This is a genomic window from Deltaproteobacteria bacterium, from assembly GCA_009692615.1.
Lineage (GTDB): Bacteria > Desulfobacterota > Binatia > UBA9968 > UBA9968 > DP-20.
This window is the reverse complement of sequence record SHYW01000015.1, coordinates 1-19630: the sequence shown is the minus strand read 5'-3', so window position 1 is coordinate 19630 and position 19630 is coordinate 1. Positions and strand designations below refer to the sequence as shown.

Sequence of the window (19630 nt, the reverse complement as noted above, 5' to 3'; positions counted from 1 at the left end):
TATTGAGGCACGACACCCGTCGCAACATTAAGTTCGAATCATGCAAACCATCGTCGCTCCCTTTCATCCCGATCTCGAAAACGCGCTCGTCGAAGCGATTGCCAAACATAAAGACACCGACCTGCTCTGCCCGCTGTTGATCCTGGTGCCGTCCGATCTCATCCGCCGGCGCTTGAAAATTCTCTTGACCCGCGAGCGCGGCTTGGCGCTGCTCAATGTGCAGCTACTGACCTTTCACCAGCTATCGTTACGGCTGAACGGCGAATGCGGCGGCACGCCAACCCAACTGCACAGCGATCTTTTTCTCGAAGAAGCGCTGCGTCAGATCATCCGAACGCGCCAGCCCGGCGCCGCGCCCTTTACTGGCATCGAAGATCGCGCCGGCGGCTGCGCCGCGCTGTGGCAAACGCTGCGCGATCTGCGCGATGGCTTAGTCGATCCGGTATTGGCGCTGGCGGCGCTCAGCGAGGGCCATTTCAATCAGCGCACCAGCGAGCGCACAGGGGAATTACTTGACCTGCTGCAAACCTTGCAACATTTCTGCGACGCGCAAAATATCAACGACCTCTCCGATCTCGACCGCCGCGCCACCGAGCAGGCGCAAGCGTCCTCCTTCCTCCAACAGTTCAGCGAGATTTTTTACTACGGCTTTTACGACTTGACGCAGATTCAACTGGACTTTTTCCTTGCGGTGCGCCACTTTCCCACCACGCTGTTCTTTCCGTTGTTAGCCGCCAAGCCGAGTCACGACGCGTGGAGCTTCGCCGCGCGCTTCTACGAGCGTTACATCCAAGGACATACCAGCGAGTCGAGTGGCAACTCGGAATCCACCGGCGCGCTACCAGCCAACGCCCGCATGTTCGACAGCGATAAAAGCAGAAGCTACGCAAAACCCGCCAAGAAATGGCACTGCCAGATTGTCAATACCTTCGGCATCCATGACGAAGTCGCTACCGTCGCCAAAGAGATCCTGCGCCTGACCGACGACGGCAAGTTCGCTTTCCACGAGATCGGCGTGGTGGCGCGCGGTTTGGAATCCTACGGCGCGGTCATCCGAGAAAGCTTTGCCCAACATCGCATCCCGCTCGCCGGCCGCCTCGAAGAACCGCTGGTGCATTTTCCGCTGACCAAGGCGGTCATCCTACTGCTCAATCTGCCGGCCAAAGATTATCTCCGCAGCCAAGTCATCGATCTGCTCTCGTCGCCCTATTTCCAACTGCAAACCTTCAGCGCCGGATCCGAGGCGCGTCCCGAGCTGTGGGACTTGGCGACCCGCGAGCTGGCGATCTGCAAAGGGGTCGGCGAATGGCGCCGGCTGCGCCGTTTCACCCAGCGCGATTTACTTTTGCGGCAAATCTCCGAAGACGACGAAACGCGCGTCATCAAAATCGCCGCGCCGCAGTTGACCGCCCTCGCCGATGTCGTTGACGCACTGGTCGCCGATCTCGCTAGTCTGCCCAGCCACGCGACGTGGCAAGATTACACGAGCCGATGGAAAATCTTGTTGGAAAAATATCTTGGCATCGCGACCGAGACTCAAACGGAGCAAGCCGTGCCGAACAATGCGATCCTCGAAGTCCTGGATCAGCTCGCTGGGCTCGACAAGATTGAAGACAATGTCAGCCTCGGCGATTTTAGCCACACCTTCGAGCACTGGCTCGAACGCACCACGGTCACCGACGACCGGCGCAACCGCGACGGCGTCATGGTGCTCGGGGCAACGGCGGCGCGCGGCCTGTCGTTCCGCGTCTTGTTCGTCCTCGGCATGAACGAAGGCGTCTTTCCGCGCACCATCCGCGAAGACGCTTTTCTGCGCGACCGCGACCGGGAAATTTTCGAAACCGACTTGGGCTACAAGGTCAATCAGAAACTCACCGGCTACGACGAAGAAAAACTTTTGTTCACGCTCCTGGTCGGTGCGGCTCGCGAGCGGCTTTACTGCTCCTACCAACGCGCCGATGACAACGGTCGCGCCCTGGCGCCGTCATGGTATGTCGAAGAATTGAAGCAAGCATTCAGCGGCCAGGGTCGCATCTGCGAAACCGTCACCATCCCGCGCAGTTTGATTGAAAAAGCCACGGTGGAGCCCTTCGATCGCCAAGACTTGCTGCTGCCCAGCGAACTAGCGATTCGGCTGACGTTGGCGAATCAAGATCCCACTTCGCTGATCGAAGCCACCGGCAATCTTCCAGCGCTCTATCAGCAAGGACGTAAGATCGTCGCCACCCTCGACCAATCCACCGATCGCTTGCTCGCCTACGACGGCGTGGTCGGCGAACTCGCCGGCTATTGGAAACATTTTTCCGAGCGCGGCTTGTCGCCGACGGCGCTGGAAACCTACGCGCGCTGCCCGTTTCAATTTTTCGCCCGCCAAGTGTTGGGCTTGCAGCCGATGGACCGTCCCGAAGAAGCGCTCGGCCCCAACGCCGCCGAGTTCGGCGAGCTGGGCCATACGATTCTCAACGGCTTTTACGCAGCGCTGATAGACGGCGGATATTTCACCGGCAAGGCCGCAAACATGAATACCGAGAACGTTCTCCTAGCCGTCGCTACCCGCGCATTCGCCGAATACGAAACCAACAATCCGGTGGGCTACCCGCTGGCGTGGGAAACGCTAAAACTCGGGCTGATTCAATTACTCCAACAGGTGACCAGCAACGATTTGAAAGAACTTACCAGCTCGGGCTTCGCGCCGGTGAGTTTGGAGACCGACGTGGCGCGCAGCTTGCCCGAGGACTGGCCGGATAGTTTAAAAGGGCTGACCATCCGCGGCCGCATGGATCGTATCGATCGCAACTTGCGAAATGGTGATGCGCTGCGTGTGATCGATTACAAGTTCAAGTTCGGCGGCGCGCCAAAAACCGAGGACAAAAATCTTTTGCGCGCGGCGCTGCGCGGCGAAAGATTGCAGCCGCCTTTTTATTATTTGCTCGCGCAAGCGTGGTCCGAACGCCAAGGTGGAAAAGCCGCGTCCACCATCGAAGCGGATTTTTATTACATCGCCCAACGCTGGGCCGACGGTCCGCTGGTCACAGCACCCTACGATCGTGAAGGCTTGATCGGCACTCTCGGCGCCGCCACCCAGGAAACCATCGCCTATCTCGCCGATGGCGTGCGCCAAGGCAGTTTCTTTATTCACCGTGGCGAGTATTGCGGCCACTGCGAGGTCGCTACCATTTGCCGCAAGAATCATCCGCCGAGTTTATGGCGCGCCGAGAACGATCCGCGGACCGAAGCGCATTACGCCTTGCGCGGCAAAGATCCGAAGAAGTTATGAGTGAAAGTCCGGCGAAAACATCGTTGCCCGACGCCCGCGACCGTCAGATCGCCGTCAGCACCTTCGATCGCAATCTGGTCGTCACCGCCGGCGCCGGCACCGGCAAGACGACTTTGCTGGTCGACCGGCTGGCGCATCTGATCTTGCGCAATCCCGATCCGCTCAAGATCACTGAGATCGTCGCTCTGACTTTCACCAACAAAGCCGCCGATGAAATGAAGCTGCGCCTGCGCGAACACTTGCAGGCGTATTTAGCCGTCGAGCTCGACCGCGAGCCGACCAGCGAAACCGACAAGAAAAATTATCACGCCGTCGAAGAGTTGATCGCGCTCTATCAACTTTCCAAAGATGAAATAGACCAGCGCATCCGCGACGCCCTGCGCAATCTTGAACGCAGCGACTTCGGCACAATCCATAGCTTCGCGGCTAATTTGCTCAGGCTCTATCCCATCGAAGCCGGCGTCGACCCGCAGTTTCGCGAAGACGACGGCACGGAGTTCGACCGGCTGTTCGACGAGCAGTGGGACAGCTGGCTCGATCAGGAGCTCGCGCTCAGCAGTCCACGTGCCGACGAGTGGCGCAAGATTCTCGCCCGCTGCCAACTCGATCTGATCAAAGCGCTGGCGCGATCGCTCGCCGCCGAAACCGTCGATCTCACGCAAGAACCAACGAATGAAATCGCCGCGCCGTTGCGTGACTGGCTCGGCAAATTAGCCGCTCAAGCGGCGGCCTTGGACACGCGCCATCCCGAAGACCGCATGAATGAAAAACTCGTGCGCGCTGCCCACGCAGTGATCTATGAGTTTCAAAATTCCGGCCGGCGCTCGGAAGAATTGGCTGAATGCTACGCGCTCTTGGCGGAAAAGTTCGTCAGCCGCAGCCTCAAAGGCTGGTCTGCGGAGGATATCGCGGCGGCCCAAGAGCTGGTACGCGCGGCCAAAGGTTTGGCCGGCGTCGACGGCGAGTTCACCGCACTCATCTGGCGTCTACTCGCGCCCTATGCCGAATCCTTTCGCGAACGCTTCCTGCGCGACGGCCATATCTCCTTCGACGGCCTTCTGGTGCGCGCGCGCAACCTGGTGCGCGACCACCAGCGCGTGCGCGCCGAATTGAAGCGACGCTACGGAAGTATTTTAATCGACGAGTTCCAGGATACCGATCCAATCCAGTATGAAATTCTTCTCTACCTTGCCGAGCAGCCCAATCAGAGCGCATCGGACTGGCGCAAGGTTAAACTAGAACCCGGCAAACTGTTCGTAGTCGGCGACCCGAAACAATCGATCTACGCCTTTCGCCGTGCCGACATCGAGGCCTATTTAGAAGTGGTCGAGAACATCGTCCTGGCGCAAGACGGCATCGAGTGCCGGCTGATCACCAACTTCCGCAGCGATGGCGCGATACTCGACGTCGTCAACGGCGCGTTTACAACACTGATCCAAGCGCAACCGGGCTTGCAACCGCCCTACATCGCCATCGAGCCCGCGCCCGGCCGTGTCAGTAATCAAACAACGCTGACAAAATTTTCAGTGCGAAAAATCATCGCGCCAGACGATGAGACTGACGCCGAAACCGCCCGGCGCATCGAAGGCGAAAGCTTGGCGCTCTGGTTGAAAGAGTCGGTGTTGGGCAAAGCGCAAATCTTGAACCCGCGCGGCGAGACCGTTATTGCTCAACCCAAAGATGTCGCCATCCTGATGCGCAAACTCACCGACATCCACGATTATTTGGAACCGTTTCGCCGCCAGTCCATTCGCTACGTTGTCGAAGGTGAGCGCCATTTCTACGCGGCAAAAGAAATTATCGACGCGGTGAATTTGCTGCGCGCGGTGGAGAATCCCTATGACCGCTTGGCCTTGGTCGGCGTGCTGCGTTCGCCCTTGGGCGGCCTCACCGACTTGCAGATTTACCAGCTGCACAGGCATAACCTCTTGGATTATCGCGACAGCGCCAAGCTCGACGACAAGGAGTTTCCCGCAACGCTTTTGCAGCTTTATCAAGCGCTGACCGAGCTCAATATTGAAACGAGAAGCGTGCCCGTCGGCGCCGCCGTCGATCGGGTATTTTCCACATTACCGGTAGAATTACTCGCCGCTTGTCACTTCCATGGCGAGCAGGCGGTGGCGAACTTGGCCAAGCTGCGCCAGCAAGCCGAACAGTTAGGCCACGAGGGATTGACCACGCTCAAAACCGCCATCCGCCAACTCGAACAGCGCGTCCTCGACGTCAAAGACGAAGGCGAAAGCGTCCTCGCCGAAGAAAATCTCGACGCCGTGCGCATCATGAGCATCCACAAAGCCAAGGGCTTGGAGTTTCCAATAGTGATTCTCGCCGGCTGCCAGACCGGCACCGAAGGACGCCATAGCGCCGAAGCCGAGTCGAGCTTCGACTGGTCCACCGGACTCACCGGCACGCGCATCGGCCAAATCGCCGACCTCGCCGGCCTCTACATCGGCGAGAAAAACCGTGCGAGAAACACCGAGGAACAAAAGCGGTTGCTCTATGTCGCCATGACCCGCGCGCGAGAACATCTCGTCATCTCCTGCGCCCCGAGCAATCGGCGCTCCGGCGGCAGCTTTCAAGCTATGCTCGACACGACGCTCAGCGACTCTATCGCCGGCGCCGATTCTTCCAGTCGCGTCACTCTCGGCAAAGGCGTAGTCGAGATCGAAGTGGTGCATCAGAACCTCAGTGCGCCGAGCCACGCGCCGGCCAAAGCTAAACGCTCGAAGAAGAAGCCCGACTGGAAGCCTTATATAGAAAAGTGGGCACGGCGCACGGAAGTTTTTGACAGGGCGCAGCAGATCACGCCATTCCTGACGCCGACATTGCTCAAGCGCCAGGAAGAAGAGAACAGCGAAGCCGGAGATAGAATCAGCACGCAACCGCCGCGCAAAACTCCAGCGCTGCTGGTCGGCGATCTGACGCACCGATTTTTGCAGACTTGGCAGTTCGGTAGCGAGACCGCGAAACTCCCTGCGCAACTGCGCAGTTTCATCGACGGCGCTTTGCCGACGGAATTCGCTTCGCACCGCACGGAAGTCGAAAACGAGCTGCACGAAATTTTAGATAACTACTTCCACTCCAAAGCCTACGATGAACTCGCCGGGGCAAAGATTCTCGGCCGCGAAGTGCCGCTGATCATGCCGTGGCAGGATCAGATCATGGAAGGCGTCATCGATTTGATCTACGAGAAAAACGGCTTGCTTTACCTGGCCGACTATAAGACAGATAGGATCGAACCAAACGAATTACGCGCCGGCGCCGAACGCTATCGCCAGCAGGCGGAAATTTACATCGAGGCGGCGAGAAAGAGTCTGGGCCGCCAAGTGGCTGGGTTTAAATTGATCTTTCTCCGCCTCGGCGAATCCGTTGAAGTCGGCACTGAGTCGAACGTTGAATTGGCGCTGTTCTAACGATCGGCAGCGAACCACAGGACAAAATATGAAAATCTTTTACTTCGACATCGAAACCGTGCCCACCGACAAATCGCTGCAAGACAATGGCCTGCTCGACGCGCAGATCAAACTCGACGAACCCGAACTAATCAAGAAGCTCAGCCTGTCGGCGGCCACGGCGAAAATCATCTGCCTGTGCTACGCCATCGATCCCCCAGGCGATGCGCCGATTCAAGTGTTGGAGGGCGAGGAAACCGAGATCATCAAGAATTTCTGGAAGCTCGCCGTCGATTGCAATTTGTTCGTCGGCCACAATATTCTCGACTTCGACTTGCGCTTCCTCTACCAACGCTCGGTCATCCACCAGATCAAACCCCTGCGCGACATCCCGTTCACAAGATTTCGCAACGCACCGATCTACGACACCATGCAAGAATGGAGCAAATGGGGCCGCGAACATGTCAGTCTAGACAATCTAACGAAAGCCCTCGGCATCCCCTCGCCCAAAGAAAACCTCGACGGCTCCAAAGTCTACCCCTACTACCGCGCCGGCAAGCTCCCCGAGATCGTCGAATACTGCAAACGCGACGTCGATTCGGTGCGCGCGGTTTATAAGCGGTTGACGTTTACGAAGTAGCCACGGATCCGGTGTAGGGGCGAGCGGCGCTCGCCCATCCGAAAGAAAACGTCGCGTCACCAAAGAGATCACAGAGGATTCAGAAAACGATGTCCCATAGCACCGACTATGCGGTACTTCTTGACCTCTTCATCCGGCTTGTTCAATCGCAGGCAGGAAAGAAGATCGAAACTGGCGAGGAGTGGCTGAATGATGCTCAGACACTCTCTATAAAGCTGTTCCGTCATCTCGTATCGATGCAGACGCTCGCCACCGGTACCACTGTCAAACATAACAACCCCTCATCCATATTTTTTATCGATCACGCATCAGTCAAGGTTGTCGCGCGAGCCGCCTTAGAAACCTACCTCGTGTTCTACTACCTTTACGGGACCGCGGACCGCAGAGATATTTCTGAGTTCCGGCACAAGACCTGGCGCCTTGGTGGCCTGATTGACCGCCAGCAGTTTCATGTATCAACAGATGAACACCGCCAAGTCTTGGCCCGTGAAAAACAGCAGATCGATGCGCTTAAGTCTGAGATTGAGGCAGCGCCTCAGTTTCAGGAGTACACACCGAAGCAACGCGACAAACTACTCGAAGGAGATTGGCGAATTGGTAACGGTTGGTCTGATCTCGGCGTAAAGGCGGGGTTTCACAAGCAGTATTTCAAGGAAATCTATGGTTATCTCTGCGGCTATTCACATTCCAGCTACGCGAGCGCTTTGCAAGTTGGCCAAGCGGAGGCCCTCCAAGACCAACAGAGGCTCACCAAATTCATCTTAAGTATCGGAGTTGTCATCATGGCTCACTTCGCGTTCAGCTACGCCGATTCCTTCAGCTCTGCCGGTATAGTACTCGCATCATGCCCAGACGCGAAACGGGTCGCCGAACAGTGGCATTTCGGACCAGATCTCGTCGAAGAGGTAATATACAACCGCAAACCGGTAAGTTAACCAGCCGCCCGAGAAGCCACGCATTTTGAGCATCCTCCGCGCGGGAGGAACGACGCCAGATCTTGATCACATATTCGCGTGATTTGAGACGTGCCCCTTCGCCACGTAATTGCGACATACCTGCTGACACTAACTTCGCATTCACCATTTCCCCCAGCGGCACAGCCTCGACTCCCTTGGCCAGCTTGTAACGTTTTTCGCCTGGATAGACGATTATCAATTCATCGAGTTTGAAATTATCCAATGCGATGTGCATGGACTTGGTGATCGTTGGGGCGTCGGCGCGTTTGCGCTCTACGCCGATGCGGCGGCCGTTTTGAGGATTTCGAGATCGATCTCCGCACCGTAATCTATCGTCAGGAACTAGCCGAACTTCGGTTTTTTCATCGATCATACCTTTTGCAACTACCTTGAATATCCCGCAGTCGATGCGGGATATTCAAGGTAGCCATCGACATGAATAGCCGGCTGACGTAACTTCCCAAACTTGATTCGCCAACTGTTCGGTACTATATGGGTAGGCGAGCCGCGTGGTCGACGACGACAGTGCTAGGTTCAATTTAAGGAGTCTTGAATGAAAAAATTCCTGCGCAGAGCGGCATTGCCGCTCTTACTCGCCTCAGTCGCATTGCAACTCGCGCCGGCATTCGCCGCCAACATCAATGTCGTGTGGACCAGCGAGGTCGGCCAATTCGCGCCGCTGTGGGTGACCAAGGAAGCCAAGCTCTTCGAGAAGTACGGCAACAGCGTCCAGCTGATATTTATCCAGGGCGCATCCTCCGCCGCTGCCGCGCTCAGTTCCGGTGACGCACATGTCGGCATGTTTTCGCCGCAAGTGGTGATTTCAACGCCTCAACTCGACCTCGTCATGTTCGGCCGCTTGGGCAATACCATGGACAACCGCGTTTACGCGCGCAAAGGCATCAAGAGCATCAAGGAAGTAAAACGCGTCGCCATCAGCCGCTTCGGCAGCAACGCCGACTTCGCTGCCCGCTATCTGCTACAGCGCGAAGGTTTGCGGCCTGACATCGACGTGGCGCTCTTGCAAGTCGGCAATCAAGCCAACCGCATCGCCGCCGTCGAGACGAACAATGCGGATGCCGCCATGCTGACGCCGCCGATGACGCTGCAAGCGCGCAAACTCGGGATGACGCTGCTGCTCGACGCGTCGAAGCTGAACATTCCCTACTCCAGTCTTTTCTTCGTAGCGCGCCGCTCCTACCTGGCAAAGGCCCGGGCGGAGCTGGTCAACTTCAACAAGGCGATGATCGAAGGCGTGGCGCTCTATAAGTCGAATAAAGAATTCGCCATGAAAGTTTTGTCCAAATACATGAAAGTCCAGGATCGCGAAGTGCTGGAAGAAAATTTCAAAGAATATGACTTTCCGCTGAAGCCCTATCCATCACGGGAGTATTTCGAGCTGCCGATTCAGGAAGTCGGCAAAAAAGATCCCAAAGTCCTGAAAGAAAACCCAGACCGCTATACCGACCTGTCACTGGTCAAGGAACTTGAAGGCAGCGGCTTCATCGACAAGATTTCCCAGGAATACCGAGTGAAGTGACCCGACCTGTGATAAAAATCAGGGGCCGTGTCATCCCGAGCGAACAGCGAAGGATCTCAACTTAAACGGGCTCAAAAAATCTAAGGAGGACAAACCATGGCAAGCTCAAGAGGTGCGACACTGCTCGGCCCCGACAAACTGGAACTGCGCGAATATCCGATTCCCGATATTCCCGCCGACGGCGGATTGATCAAAGTCGAAATGGGCGGAGTGTGCGGCACCGATGTGAAATATCTGCACGGCAAACTCAAGGTCGACTATCCGATCATTCTCGGCCATGAGATTCTCGGCCGGATCGAAAAGCTCGGCAAGAACGCGGCGGCGATTCATCATGTCAAAGAGGGCGACCGAGTCATTCTCAAAGGCGCGCTGGGCTGCGGCCGCTGCGCCGACTGCCGGCGCAACAACCAACGCTTCTGTCGCCAGCGCACCAACTACGGCGGACGAACGAAATGCGATCTGCCGCCCCATCTGTTCGGTGGCTTTGCCGACTATTTATACTTGGCGCCCGACGTTTTGTGCACCAAAGTGAGCGAATCATTGTCCGCCGAAGCCGCGGCGCTTGTCGGTTCGGTGATGGCCAACGGTTTTCAATGGGCGATCCGCCGCGGCGGCGTCAAGATGGGCGACTATGTGCTCATCCAAGGTCCAGGCCAGCAAGGGTTGTCTTGCACCTTTGCGTCGAAACACGCCGGCGCGGCGAAAATCTTCGTCAGCGGCATCGGCCGTGATATGCCGAGATTGGAATTGGCTAAAAAGTTTGGTGCCACGCGCATCATCAACGTCGAACAGGAAGATGTCGTCGAAGTTGTTCGCAAGGAAACCAATGGCGAACTCTGCGATGTCGTCATCGATGTCTCGGGCAATCCCAATGCGATCTTGAAATCGGTGGACTGCCTGCATCGCCAATCGACCATGGTACTCGGCGGACTCACCGGCGACACCACGGTGACGCCGATGTTGATGGATAAATTGGTCTGGAACGAAATCAAACTGCAAGGCTGTTTCACCGCCGACAACGACGCCACCGAAGCCGCGCTGCGGATTATCGAAGAGACGAAATTTCCGGTGGAACAGATGGTCAGTCACATTTTTCCCTTGAAGGACATCGAGCACTGTATTCGCTCCATTGGCGGCGAAGTGCCGGGCACCTTCCCGACCAAGGCGTTGATCAATCCGGCGATCGGGTGAGGGGAATTGGAGTGATGGAATACTGGAGTAATGGGATGATGGGCGGGGAGACCCAATCCTCCAACACTCCATTACTCCACCACTCCAATGATTCGCGTCCATGATCGATGGACTCAAAGACAAGGTCGTCATCGTCACCGGCGGCGCCCATGGCATAGGCAAGGCGTACTGCAAAGGATTCGCCCGTGCCGGGGCGCGTGTGGTCATCTCCGACATCGACAAACCGGGGGCCGAAGCGGCGTCCGCGGAAATTGCTGCCGAGGTAGGGGCGAAAGATTTTTCGTCCCTTCTACCGCTTCACGTCGATGTGTCCAACGAAGACGCGACTAAGAAAATGGCCGCGCAAACCATCGAGCGCTTCGGCCGCATCGATGTTCTCATCAACAACGCGGCGATATTTTCCGTCGTGCCCATGAACCGCGGCCGCATCGAAACCATCGATCCCGAAGAATGGGATAAATTGATGGCGGTCAATCTACGCGGGTTATTTTTTTGCTGCCGCGCCGTGCTGCCGACCATGCGCGCCCAGCAGTCCGGCAAGATCATCAACATCGCTTCGGGCACGGTCTTCGCCGGCAGCCCAGGACGAATTCACTACGTCACGTCAAAAGCCGCCACCATCGGCTTCACCCGCACGCTGGCCCGTGAAGTCGGCGGCGACAACATCAACGTCAACTGCCTGGCGCCGGGCAACACGCTGTCGGAAGAAAATCCCACTGAAGAAACCATTCGCCTGCGCGAGTCCTCCGCCGGCCTGCGCGCCTTGAAGCGCGTCCAAGTGCCCCAGGACGTTGTCGGCGCGATGTTGTTCCTCGCCTCGCCGCTGAGCGATTTTATGACCGGGCAGACGGTAAACGTCGATGGCGGAATTTCGTTCGTATGAACTGGAGTGATGGAGTACTGGAGTGTTGAAAAGAGAACCGGAAAAACATCCGAACCCATTACTCCATTACTCCACCACTCCATTACTCCAATTTGTTTAAGAGGAGCTTCTCTATGAACCTTTCCTACCCGATCATCGACGCCGACGGCCACGTGCTAGAAAAAGACCGCGAGCTGCACGACTATCTTGGCGGCCGTTACACCAGCGCGCCGCGCTTCGAAACCTACGGCTACTTTCCCTCGCTCGACGGTTGGAACCGCGGCACCGGCGTGCCGGGCAAAGATCCAGAGACGCCGGCGCCGCGCTGGCTGCAATTTCTCGACGAGTTGGGCGTGCACACGACCGTCCTCTATCCAACCGGCGGCCTCGGCTTGGGCCTCGTGCAGAATCCCGAATGGGCTTGCGTGCTCGCCCGCGCCTATAATTCTTGGCTCGCCGATCGCTTCGTCAAACAAAGCCCGCGGCTCAAAGGTGTGGCGCTCCTCCCGGTGCATGAACCGCTCGAAGCGGCGAAAGAATTGGAGCGGGCGAAATCTTTGGGCCACGTCGCCGGCCTCCTGCCGGCGGTGACTTGGTTGAACAAAGGTTACGGCCACAGCGACTTCGATCCGATCTATGAAGCCGCCGAAAGACTCGACATGCCGCTGACGATCCACGGCGCGCCGAGCCGCGGCATGGGCTTCGACTTTTTCAACAAGTTTCTCCACGTCCACACCTTGGAACATCCCTTCGCGATCTTGATCCAGTTCACCCACATGGTTTTCGAAGGCGTGTTCGTGCGCTTCCCCAAACTGCGCGTGGCGTTTCTCGAAGCCGGCTGCGGCTGGCTGCCCTACATGATGGACCGCATGGATGAAGAAATGGAAAAGCCCTACCGCGTCCAAGCGCCGCTCTTGAAGCAAAAACCAAGCGAACTGATTCGCAACGGCCAAATCTGGACCACTTGCGAAGTCGAAGAGAAAGCACTGCCGTTCGTCTTGAAGCAATTCAATCCAAAATGTCTGATGTGGCCGTCCGACTATCCGCACGAGCGCTTACCCGACATGTTCAAGCGCGACATCCCGGAATTTCTCGAACGCGACGACATCAGCGATGAGCACAAGAAAGCGATACTACACGACAACCCGGTAAATTTTTATCGACTAAAGACATGAAGACCGGAAGATTTTCTCTCGCAAAGGCGCAAAGACGCAAAGGTAAGAAGAATTAAATTCCGAACTTGGCGTCTTTGCGCCTTTGCGAGAAAATTTTCTTACTGACTTCAAGACTTAATAAAGGAGGCAGATCATGCGATTGAAAGACAAAGTAGCCATCGTCACCGGCGGCGGCGTGGGGATCGGCAAAGCTTACGCCCATGGGTTGGCGAAAGAAGGCGCGAAAGTTGTCGTCGCCGACATTCAAGATGTCGAGGCGCAAAAGGTTGCCGCCGACATCAAAGCAGCCGGCGGTGAAGCCATCGCCGTGGCGGTCGATGTAACCTCGCCGGAAAAAACTCAAGCGATGGCGGCGGCAGCCCTAAAAGCCTACGGCCGCATCGACATCCTGGTAAACAACGCCGGACTTTACTCGGCGCTGAAGAAAAAAGCCTTCATGGAAATCGACACCGACGAGTGGGACCGGGTCATGGCGGTGAACGTCAAAGGTCTTTTTCTTTGCGTGAAAGCGGTCTACCCGACGATGAAGCAGCAGCACAAAGGCAAGATCATCAACATCTCATCGGGCACGACCCAGGGCGGCACGCCGTTTTTTCTGCACTACGTATCGTCGAAAGCCGGCGTCCTCGGCTTCACCCGCGCGCTGGCGAGGGAAGTTGGCAGCGATAATATCTGCGTCAACTCGATCATGCCGGGCCTGACTATCTCCAGCCCCAACCAAGAAGGCGTCGTCAGCGCCGAGCAATTGGCCGATAGAAGAAAGAGCCGCGCTCTGCAGCGCGATCAATATCCAGCGGACTTGGTGGGCACTGTCATCTTTCTGGCCTCGGACGACAGCGACTTCATGACCGGCCAAGCCATCGGCGTCGACGGCGGCCAGCATATGCACTGAGGAGGGAAACCCGTAGGGGCGCGATTCATCGCGTCCTCTTCGCGCTGCGGTTGGAAAGGGCGCAATAAATTGCGCCCCTACACCACCTAATCAATCCGAATAAGAGAGCGCGGACATTCCTGTCCGCGATTGACTATTGGCCGGTTAGAAAACCGGCCCGCCTAAATTTCGAATTCGAAAGCTAGTCGAATACCAAACTGGTAAACGTCACCGCCGAGCCGGTCTCCGGCGTGAACGCTTGACCGTAATGGAGATGATTACCGCGCGCGCCGTCGAGAAGATGAATCAGTGAATAGAGCGGCGCGAAGCCGCAGATCTTGCGCTTGTCTTCGTCCTTGGAAATCTCGTTGAAAAAGCCCGGCGCGTCCAAATCGACTAAGCGATCAACCAACTGACGATCTTCCGCTTCGACCCATTTGAGAAACTGCTCGTCAACAGGTTCTTCGTCGCCAAACTGTTTGCCGACATGGGCGAGATCGACGCCGGCGACGAAACAAATCCGCCGCGTGTCTTGTTGCGCCAACTGGCGCAGCGTTCGTAAGAAATTGCCCACCGGCGCGGTTGCTTCCGGCAAGGTCTGACTGACCATCATTGAATGGAATGACGACACCAAGATCGGAACGATTTTAAACGGCCTTTCCGGTTCGCCGTTGAGCGCGGCGCGTTTCTGCGCGATGTATTTCAAGAACAATACCTGAAACTCGATGGAGTGTTCGCCGCGATGGAGATACTCGTCGACAAAACAGTCCTCGCTACTCTGCGCTTGTAACTGCTCGACGAACTCGCTGTCGGTTTCGACCAAGCCCAGCGGCGTTTCGAAATTCTTGCGGGTGAGAATGTACGGCGTCTGGCCGCCGCAGTGGGATGTGCCGAGAATAATATAAAGATCGGCGCCGGCGCTTTCCGCCAACGGTTTGTATGCCCAAGCGTAGGCCGGACCGCCGCGGTGAAAATCGATGTGCGGCGCGACGATCGCCTTCGGCGTGGCGGTGTTATTAGTCGCGGCGGGAAGTCCCGGACCTTTGGCCTCGACGAAATAACTATCGAGCTGCGCCGTCAACTCCACCGGATCATTCTTGTAACCGCCGCCGACATGGGCCGGCGCGCGGCTCGGACGCGCGCGAAACTCGTCGATCACCACTTGCTGGTACTTCTCGAAGCGCTCGCTCTTTAAATAATAATGTTGATCGAGCATGGCGACGAATTGATCGAACTCGGCGCGCGCCAGCGGCGAGCGAAACCGTTGTTCGAACACTTCGCGCAGATCGTTGTAAGCGTGGCGCCCGTCGAAATGGACCAAAAGAAAATAACCGACCGGCGAAATGCCCAGCGGCGTGGCGAAATTGAGCGGGTCTTTAAGATAGATAATCGTCTTCCCGTCCTGCTGAACGGGAAAAGCTTCGATGCCGCGAACTCTCGGTTTGTCGGCCATGGAAAAAATCGCCAGCGACGAATCAGACGATGCCAAGCCGCTGCTTCGCCTCTTCGGCGATCATGCTCGGATTCCACGCCGGTTCCCAGACCAGATCCACTGTGGCGTCGATGACGCCTTCGAGAGCCATGATTTTCGCCTTGGCGTCGGCGGCGATCATGCCGCCCATGCCGCAACCCGGCGCGGTCAACGTCATGATCACCGCGACTTTATCGTCGGTCACTTCGACGCCGTAAACCAATCCGAGATCGACGATGTTGACCGGAATCTCCGGATCGTAACATTCGTGCAACGCTTCGTAGACTTGTTCTCTGGTAACCATTTTTTGCTCCTGCTTTCGACTGAATTGAACGAGCTAAGTCGTCACGATCTTGATCCCCTGGGCCTTTTGCGCGCGCTCCGAGGCGATCGACAATTGCCCCGCCAGCTTGCCGGCGATTTCGAGAAAACTTTTGCTCACCGGCGAATTGGGATCTTGAATCAATATGGGCACTCCTTCGTCGCCGCCTTGACGCAGCGCCGGCGTGATCGGAATCTCGCCGAGAAAAGGAATCTGAAAGCGCTCCGCCGCTTTTTTCGCGCCGCCGCGGGAAAAAATATCATGCTCTTTGTTGCAACCATCGCAGATGAAGTAGCTCATGTTCTCGACCAAACCGACGATTGGAATCATCACTTTGTCGAACATTGATTTCGCCCGCACCACATCGGCAAGCGCGACCAGTTGCGGGGTAGCCACTAACAATGCGCCGCTGACTTTCAACTGCTGTGAAAACGTAATCTGCACGTCACCGGTGCCTGGCGGCATGTCGACGACGAGATAGTCGAGTTCGCCCCAATGCACATCGGCCATCAGTTGATGCAGCGCCTTGCCCAACATCGGGCCGCGCCAAATCACCGCTTGGTCGGGATCGAGAAAAAACCCGATGGACATCACCGGGATGCCGTGGGCTATCGTCGGCGCGATTTTTTGTCCGCCTTCGACATCGATCTTGGTCGGCTCGCCTTTGACGCCCATGAGGATCGGCACCGACGGGCCGTAGATGTCAGCGTCGAGCAGGCCGGTCTTGGCGCCGAGCATTTTCAGCGCCACGGCTAAATTCGCGGCCACCGTCGATTTACCGACGCCACCTTTGCCGGCCGCTACCAATACAACATTCTTGACCGACGGTAAAAGATCAGTCTGGCCAGCGCCGGCTTTGCTACCGCGCACCTGGGCGCCGAAGTTGATTTCTAAACTGGTGATGCCGGCCACCGCCGCCAACGCTTTTTTGCAATCGGTTTCAATGGTTTCGCGTAACGGACAAGCCGGGGTCGTCAGCTCGACGGTGAAGCTCACCTTGCCGTCCTTGACGCCGAGATTCTTGACCATGCCCAAGCTGACGATATCGCGGTGCAGCTCGGGATCCTCAACTTTGCTCAACGCGGCGAGAATATTTTCCTGAGAAACTGTGTCCATTTTTTCCTTTCAATCGGCAGAAAAACATTAGACTTATAAGGTCTATCATGTCAACAGAGGTGCTTCTGCTAACATTCGCGGCACACTGAAGTCTAACTCCACTGAGCCGCCGCGCTCGTGGTGCACTTGATCGCGCAATCCTCCTTGCCGGGATAGCGCCGTTTTGCTAAAATCGCTCATCTGCGAAACGGTCCGAATTCGTCCCATCAGGAGGTAGTTATGAAACATTTGTTTGCGACGCTCGCGGTCATCCTCATGCTCAGCGGCTTAATGGGTTGCGCCGGCGGCGACTTGTCGACGCGAGAAAAGGGCGCGGGCATCGGCGCCTTGGGCGGCGCCGCCATCGGCGGCATCATCGGCGCGGCGGTCGGCCATCCAGGAGCGGGCGCCGCCATCGGCGGAGCCTTGGGCCTCGGCACCGGCGCTTTGATCGGCGATCAACTCCAGGGCCAACAGAATCGCCAAGCCGACCAGCAAAAACAGATCGATGCCAACCAAGCCGAGCTGGACCGCCAAAAGCGCGAACTCGAGCGCCTGAAGAAACAGAAGGAATATTGATCGCGAATTTCACACTGATTGGGTCGCCGAGAAAAATTTCTCCGCGCGTTAGAACACATTGGGTTATCGAACGTCTAACCAAGTGACGAACCCGACAGTTCGTTCGGGCTCTACAGGGCAGGAGGATGTATGAACTTGGCTAAACAATTTTCAGCGCGGTCCCTATTGATTATGTTGCTCATCGCCGGTTGCGCCGGCGGCGACATCACCACCCGTGAAAAGGGCGCCGGCATTGGCGCTTTGGGTGGCGCGGCCGCCGGCGGCTTGATCGGCGCGGCGGTGGGCCGTCCCGGAGTGGGCGCGGCGATCGGCGGTGCTTTGGGACTCGGCACTGGCGCGTTGATCGGCGATCAGCTCCAAGGCCAGCAGAATCGTCAAAACGAACAGCAAAAATCAATCGACCAACAGCGCGCCGAAATCGACAAGAATCGCGCTTTGATCGACGAGCTCAAGAAGAGAAACATCGACGCCCGCGAAACCAGCCGCGGCGTCATGGTCAATCTGCCCAACGTAAACTTCCAATTCGACAGCGCCGACCTGACACCGGATGGCCGGAGCAAAGTCGATCAGATCGCCAACATCATCAAACGCGACGCGCCCAACCGGCGCATCGTCGTCGAAGGCCATGCTAGCCGCGAAAGCGCCGCCGCGGAAGCCTACAACCAGCGCCTCTCGGAACGGCGCGCGAGCACCGTCGCCGATGCGCTGCAACGTGATGGTGTGAACGGTCGAAACATCTCGTCGGCGGGACTCGGCACCCGCGCGCCGGTGGCGAGCAACGATAACGAAAGCGGCCGCCAGCAAAATCGCCGGGTCGAAGTGATTATCGAAAATTAGTGCGCGCCAAGGCGCGGCTCGGTGCCGGCCAGTAAGCGCTGAATGTTGCCGCGATGACGCAGGATGACCATGGCGCCGAGAAAAACCCCCATGGCGACAATCACCGCCGACTGAGAAAAGAACCAAAGCACCACCGGCGCCGCCAACGCGGCGGCGATGGCGCCCAGCGAAACGATTCGGCTCGCTAGCACCGCCACAGCAAAAACCGCAATCAAAACCAAAGTCGCCGTCGGCGCCAAAGCCAACAACCCGCCCAGCGCCGTGGCGACGCCTTTGCCGCCGTGAAAATTTAAGAACAGCGGATAGAGATGACCGAGAAACGCGGCGATAGCGATCAGCGCGATCGCTGTGGCACTGAATTCCAAGCGCAGCGCAAGAAAAACTGGAAGATATCCTTTGGCGGCGTCGGCTAGAAGGGTCACAACGCCGCGCCCTTTGCCGAGGGCGCGGGCGACGTTGGTGGCGCCGATGTTGCCGCTGCCGACGCTTCGGACATCCACGCCGGCAAGCTTGCCCAGTAAGTAACCGCTCGGCACCGACCCGATCACATAAGCGAAAACGATTAATATCAGGATCGCCATTATCTGCGATATGAGGCAGCTTTAGAAGCGCAGCTTGTAGCGCGACTTGCGCTCACGCCGTTGGTAATAGCTGCCGCCGCAAAACCAGCCGAGGACAAAGGCAACGCCGGCGATAAATAGACCGATCTTCACTTCCGCTTCGTGGCCTTCGAGCATTTGCAGGATCGACTGCGACTTAGCTTCGGCAGACTTCGCTGGTGGCGCTGGAGTTTTCTGCGCCGCGAGAGCTACCGGAACCGGTGCGGGCGCAGGCGCACTGGGCGCTTCGTTCTTAACCGCTAACGGCTCCCTGGCTGGCGGTGGCTCGGATTTCGTCACCACCGTTGGCGTTGGAACTGAGGCAGGAACCGGTGGCACAGCGGTCTCAGCGACCAGCTTCAAGAGATTTTTGTGAACGTAACCCTTCTGCCCATCCGCCGCGTTCACCAGATACCAATCGCCTTCCAACTTTTCGACGATCACTGGATCGCCCTCTTTCAGAGTGGTTTTAAGCGCATGTTCAACCCCGGCACCGGCGCGCAAATTCGCAGTCGGAGTGCCAAAGACGGCGGCCTTTTGTGGCGCGGCGTCAGCAGAGCCGGAAATATTTAATAAGAATAATAGACAGACAAACGGTGTGCACTTCCGCGACGCGCTCAACATCGGCTCAATCTAGCACAAGGCGGCGCAAACTCTCAATTAAAATTCGCCGCCGTGTTGTAGCAAAGTGATTATGTCAGGGGTTAACGGCAACGTAATTATGTCAGGGTGGAAGGATGACAACCCTGACAATGAAAGACGAGAAACGACTAGACGTAATTCAACGAGTATATCGCAGCGAGATCACCGTGGTTGAGGCCGC

The 19630-nt window shown here is 57.2% G+C and carries 16 protein-coding genes; 11 read left to right on the top strand and 5 right to left on the bottom strand.

The features are described from left to right. Positions 1–40 precede the first annotated feature (40 nt). The 9 genes from EXR70_05440 (at position 41) to EXR70_05400 (ending at position 13925) form a co-directional block, all read left to right on the top strand. Positions 41–3277, top strand: a complete 3237-nt coding sequence (locus EXR70_05440; GenBank protein MSP37915.1) for a hypothetical protein — start codon at positions 41–43, stop codon at positions 3275–3277. Next, complete coding sequence (locus EXR70_05435; protein ID MSP37914.1) at positions 3205–6690, top strand: hypothetical protein; 3486 nt, start codon at positions 3205–3207, stop codon at positions 6688–6690. The genes EXR70_05440 and EXR70_05435 overlap by 73 nt, the downstream gene beginning before the upstream one ends. Positions 6691–6718: 28 nt before the next feature. Then, positions 6719–7309, top strand: coding sequence for a hypothetical protein (locus tag EXR70_05430; protein ID MSP37913.1), 591 nt, complete (start codon positions 6719–6721; stop codon positions 7307–7309). Between the two features lie 89 nt (positions 7310–7398). Next, positions 7399–8244, top strand: coding sequence for a hypothetical protein (locus EXR70_05425; GenBank protein MSP37912.1), 846 nt, complete (start codon positions 7399–7401; stop codon positions 8242–8244). A gap of 574 nt (positions 8245–8818) precedes the next feature. Further along, positions 8819–9805 carry a hypothetical protein gene (locus EXR70_05420; GenBank protein MSP37911.1) on the top strand — a complete coding sequence of 329 codons (987 nt, stop codon included), beginning with the start codon at positions 8819–8821 and terminating at the stop codon, positions 9803–9805. 96 nt (positions 9806–9901) lie between these two features. Further along, positions 9902–10996, top strand: coding sequence for an alcohol dehydrogenase (locus EXR70_05415; GenBank protein ID MSP37910.1), 1095 nt, complete (start codon positions 9902–9904; stop codon positions 10994–10996). Positions 10997–11096: 100 nt separating this feature from the next. After that, positions 11097–11879, top strand: coding sequence for an SDR family oxidoreductase (locus EXR70_05410; protein ID MSP37909.1), 783 nt, complete (start codon positions 11097–11099; stop codon positions 11877–11879). Between the two features lie 113 nt (positions 11880–11992). Further along, entirely contained in the window at positions 11993–13033 is a 1041-nt protein-coding gene (locus tag EXR70_05405; protein ID MSP37908.1) for an amidohydrolase, read from the top strand. A 130-nt stretch (positions 13034–13163) separates the two neighbouring features. Further along, entirely contained in the window at positions 13164–13925 is a 762-nt protein-coding gene (locus EXR70_05400) for a glucose 1-dehydrogenase (protein MSP37907.1), read from the top strand. A gap of 181 nt (positions 13926–14106) precedes the next feature. Here the strand turns inward: EXR70_05400 and amrB are convergent, their stop codons facing one another. From amrB to EXR70_05385, 3 genes are read right to left on the bottom strand one after another with little or no spacing between them, the layout of a single operon-like run. Next, on the bottom strand, positions 14107–15393 hold the full coding sequence (amrB, locus tag EXR70_05395) for an AmmeMemoRadiSam system protein B (protein MSP37906.1): 1287 nt from the start codon (positions 15391–15393) through the stop codon (positions 14107–14109). Continuing rightward, on the bottom strand, positions 15380–15679 hold the full coding sequence (locus EXR70_05390) for a DUF59 domain-containing protein (protein ID MSP37905.1): 300 nt from the start codon (positions 15677–15679) through the stop codon (positions 15380–15382). The genes amrB and EXR70_05390 overlap by 14 nt, the downstream gene beginning before the upstream one ends. Positions 15680–15712: 33 nt before the next feature. Continuing rightward, positions 15713–16813 carry an iron-sulfur cluster carrier protein ApbC gene (locus EXR70_05385; GenBank protein MSP37904.1) on the bottom strand — a complete coding sequence of 367 codons (1101 nt, stop codon included), beginning with the start codon at positions 16811–16813 and terminating at the stop codon, positions 15713–15715. Positions 16814–17032: 219 nt separating this feature from the next. Between EXR70_05385 and EXR70_05380 the strand changes: the two genes are divergently transcribed. Continuing rightward, on the top strand, positions 17033–17371 hold the full coding sequence (locus EXR70_05380) for a hypothetical protein (protein ID MSP37903.1): 339 nt from the start codon (positions 17033–17035) through the stop codon (positions 17369–17371). Positions 17372–17500: 129 nt separating this feature from the next. Continuing rightward, positions 17501–18208, top strand: a complete 708-nt coding sequence (locus EXR70_05375; GenBank protein MSP37902.1) for an OmpA family protein — start codon at positions 17501–17503, stop codon at positions 18206–18208. Here the strand turns inward: EXR70_05375 and plsY are convergent. Both plsY and EXR70_05365 read right to left on the bottom strand, forming a co-directional pair. Continuing rightward, the gene (gene plsY / locus EXR70_05370; protein ID MSP37901.1) at positions 18205–18801 is read right to left on the bottom strand and encodes a glycerol-3-phosphate 1-O-acyltransferase; all 597 of its coding nucleotides are present in this window, start codon (positions 18799–18801) and stop codon (positions 18205–18207) included. The genes EXR70_05375 and plsY overlap by 4 nt on opposite strands. Before the next feature lie 9 nt (positions 18802–18810). Beyond that, positions 18811–19431, bottom strand: coding sequence for an SH3 domain-containing protein (locus tag EXR70_05365; GenBank protein MSP37900.1), 621 nt, complete (start codon positions 19429–19431; stop codon positions 18811–18813). Positions 19432–19630: the final 199 nt, after the last annotated feature.

Excerpts from the sequence above, each read along its gene's own strand:
- EXR70_05420 (MSP37911.1), top strand. The coding sequence starts at position 8,819 with ATGAAAAAATTCCTGCGCAGAGCGGCATTGCCGCTCTTACTCGCCTCA.
- EXR70_05365 (MSP37900.1), bottom strand. The coding sequence starts at position 19,431 with ATGTTGAGCGCGTCGCGGAAGTGCACACCGTTTGTCTGTCTATTATTC.
- EXR70_05410 (MSP37909.1), top strand. The coding sequence starts at position 11,097 with ATGATCGATGGACTCAAAGACAAGGTCGTCATCGTCACCGGCGGCGCC.
- EXR70_05390 (MSP37905.1), bottom strand. The coding sequence starts at position 15,679 with ATGGTTACCAGAGAACAAGTCTACGAAGCGTTGCACGAATGTTACGAT.
- EXR70_05415 (MSP37910.1), top strand. The coding sequence starts at position 9,902 with ATGGCAAGCTCAAGAGGTGCGACACTGCTCGGCCCCGACAAACTGGAA.
- EXR70_05425 (MSP37912.1), top strand. The coding sequence starts at position 7,399 with ATGTCCCATAGCACCGACTATGCGGTACTTCTTGACCTCTTCATCCGG.
- EXR70_05385 (MSP37904.1), bottom strand. The coding sequence starts at position 16,813 with ATGGACACAGTTTCTCAGGAAAATATTCTCGCCGCGTTGAGCAAAGTT.
- EXR70_05405 (MSP37908.1), top strand. The coding sequence starts at position 11,993 with ATGAACCTTTCCTACCCGATCATCGACGCCGACGGCCACGTGCTAGAA.
- EXR70_05430 (MSP37913.1), top strand. The coding sequence starts at position 6,719 with ATGAAAATCTTTTACTTCGACATCGAAACCGTGCCCACCGACAAATCG.
- EXR70_05375 (MSP37902.1), top strand. The coding sequence starts at position 17,501 with ATGAACTTGGCTAAACAATTTTCAGCGCGGTCCCTATTGATTATGTTG.
- EXR70_05435 (MSP37914.1), top strand. The coding sequence starts at position 3,205 with ATGGCGCGCCGAGAACGATCCGCGGACCGAAGCGCATTACGCCTTGCG.
- EXR70_05380 (MSP37903.1), top strand. The coding sequence starts at position 17,033 with ATGAAACATTTGTTTGCGACGCTCGCGGTCATCCTCATGCTCAGCGGC.
- EXR70_05440 (MSP37915.1), top strand. The coding sequence starts at position 41 with ATGCAAACCATCGTCGCTCCCTTTCATCCCGATCTCGAAAACGCGCTC.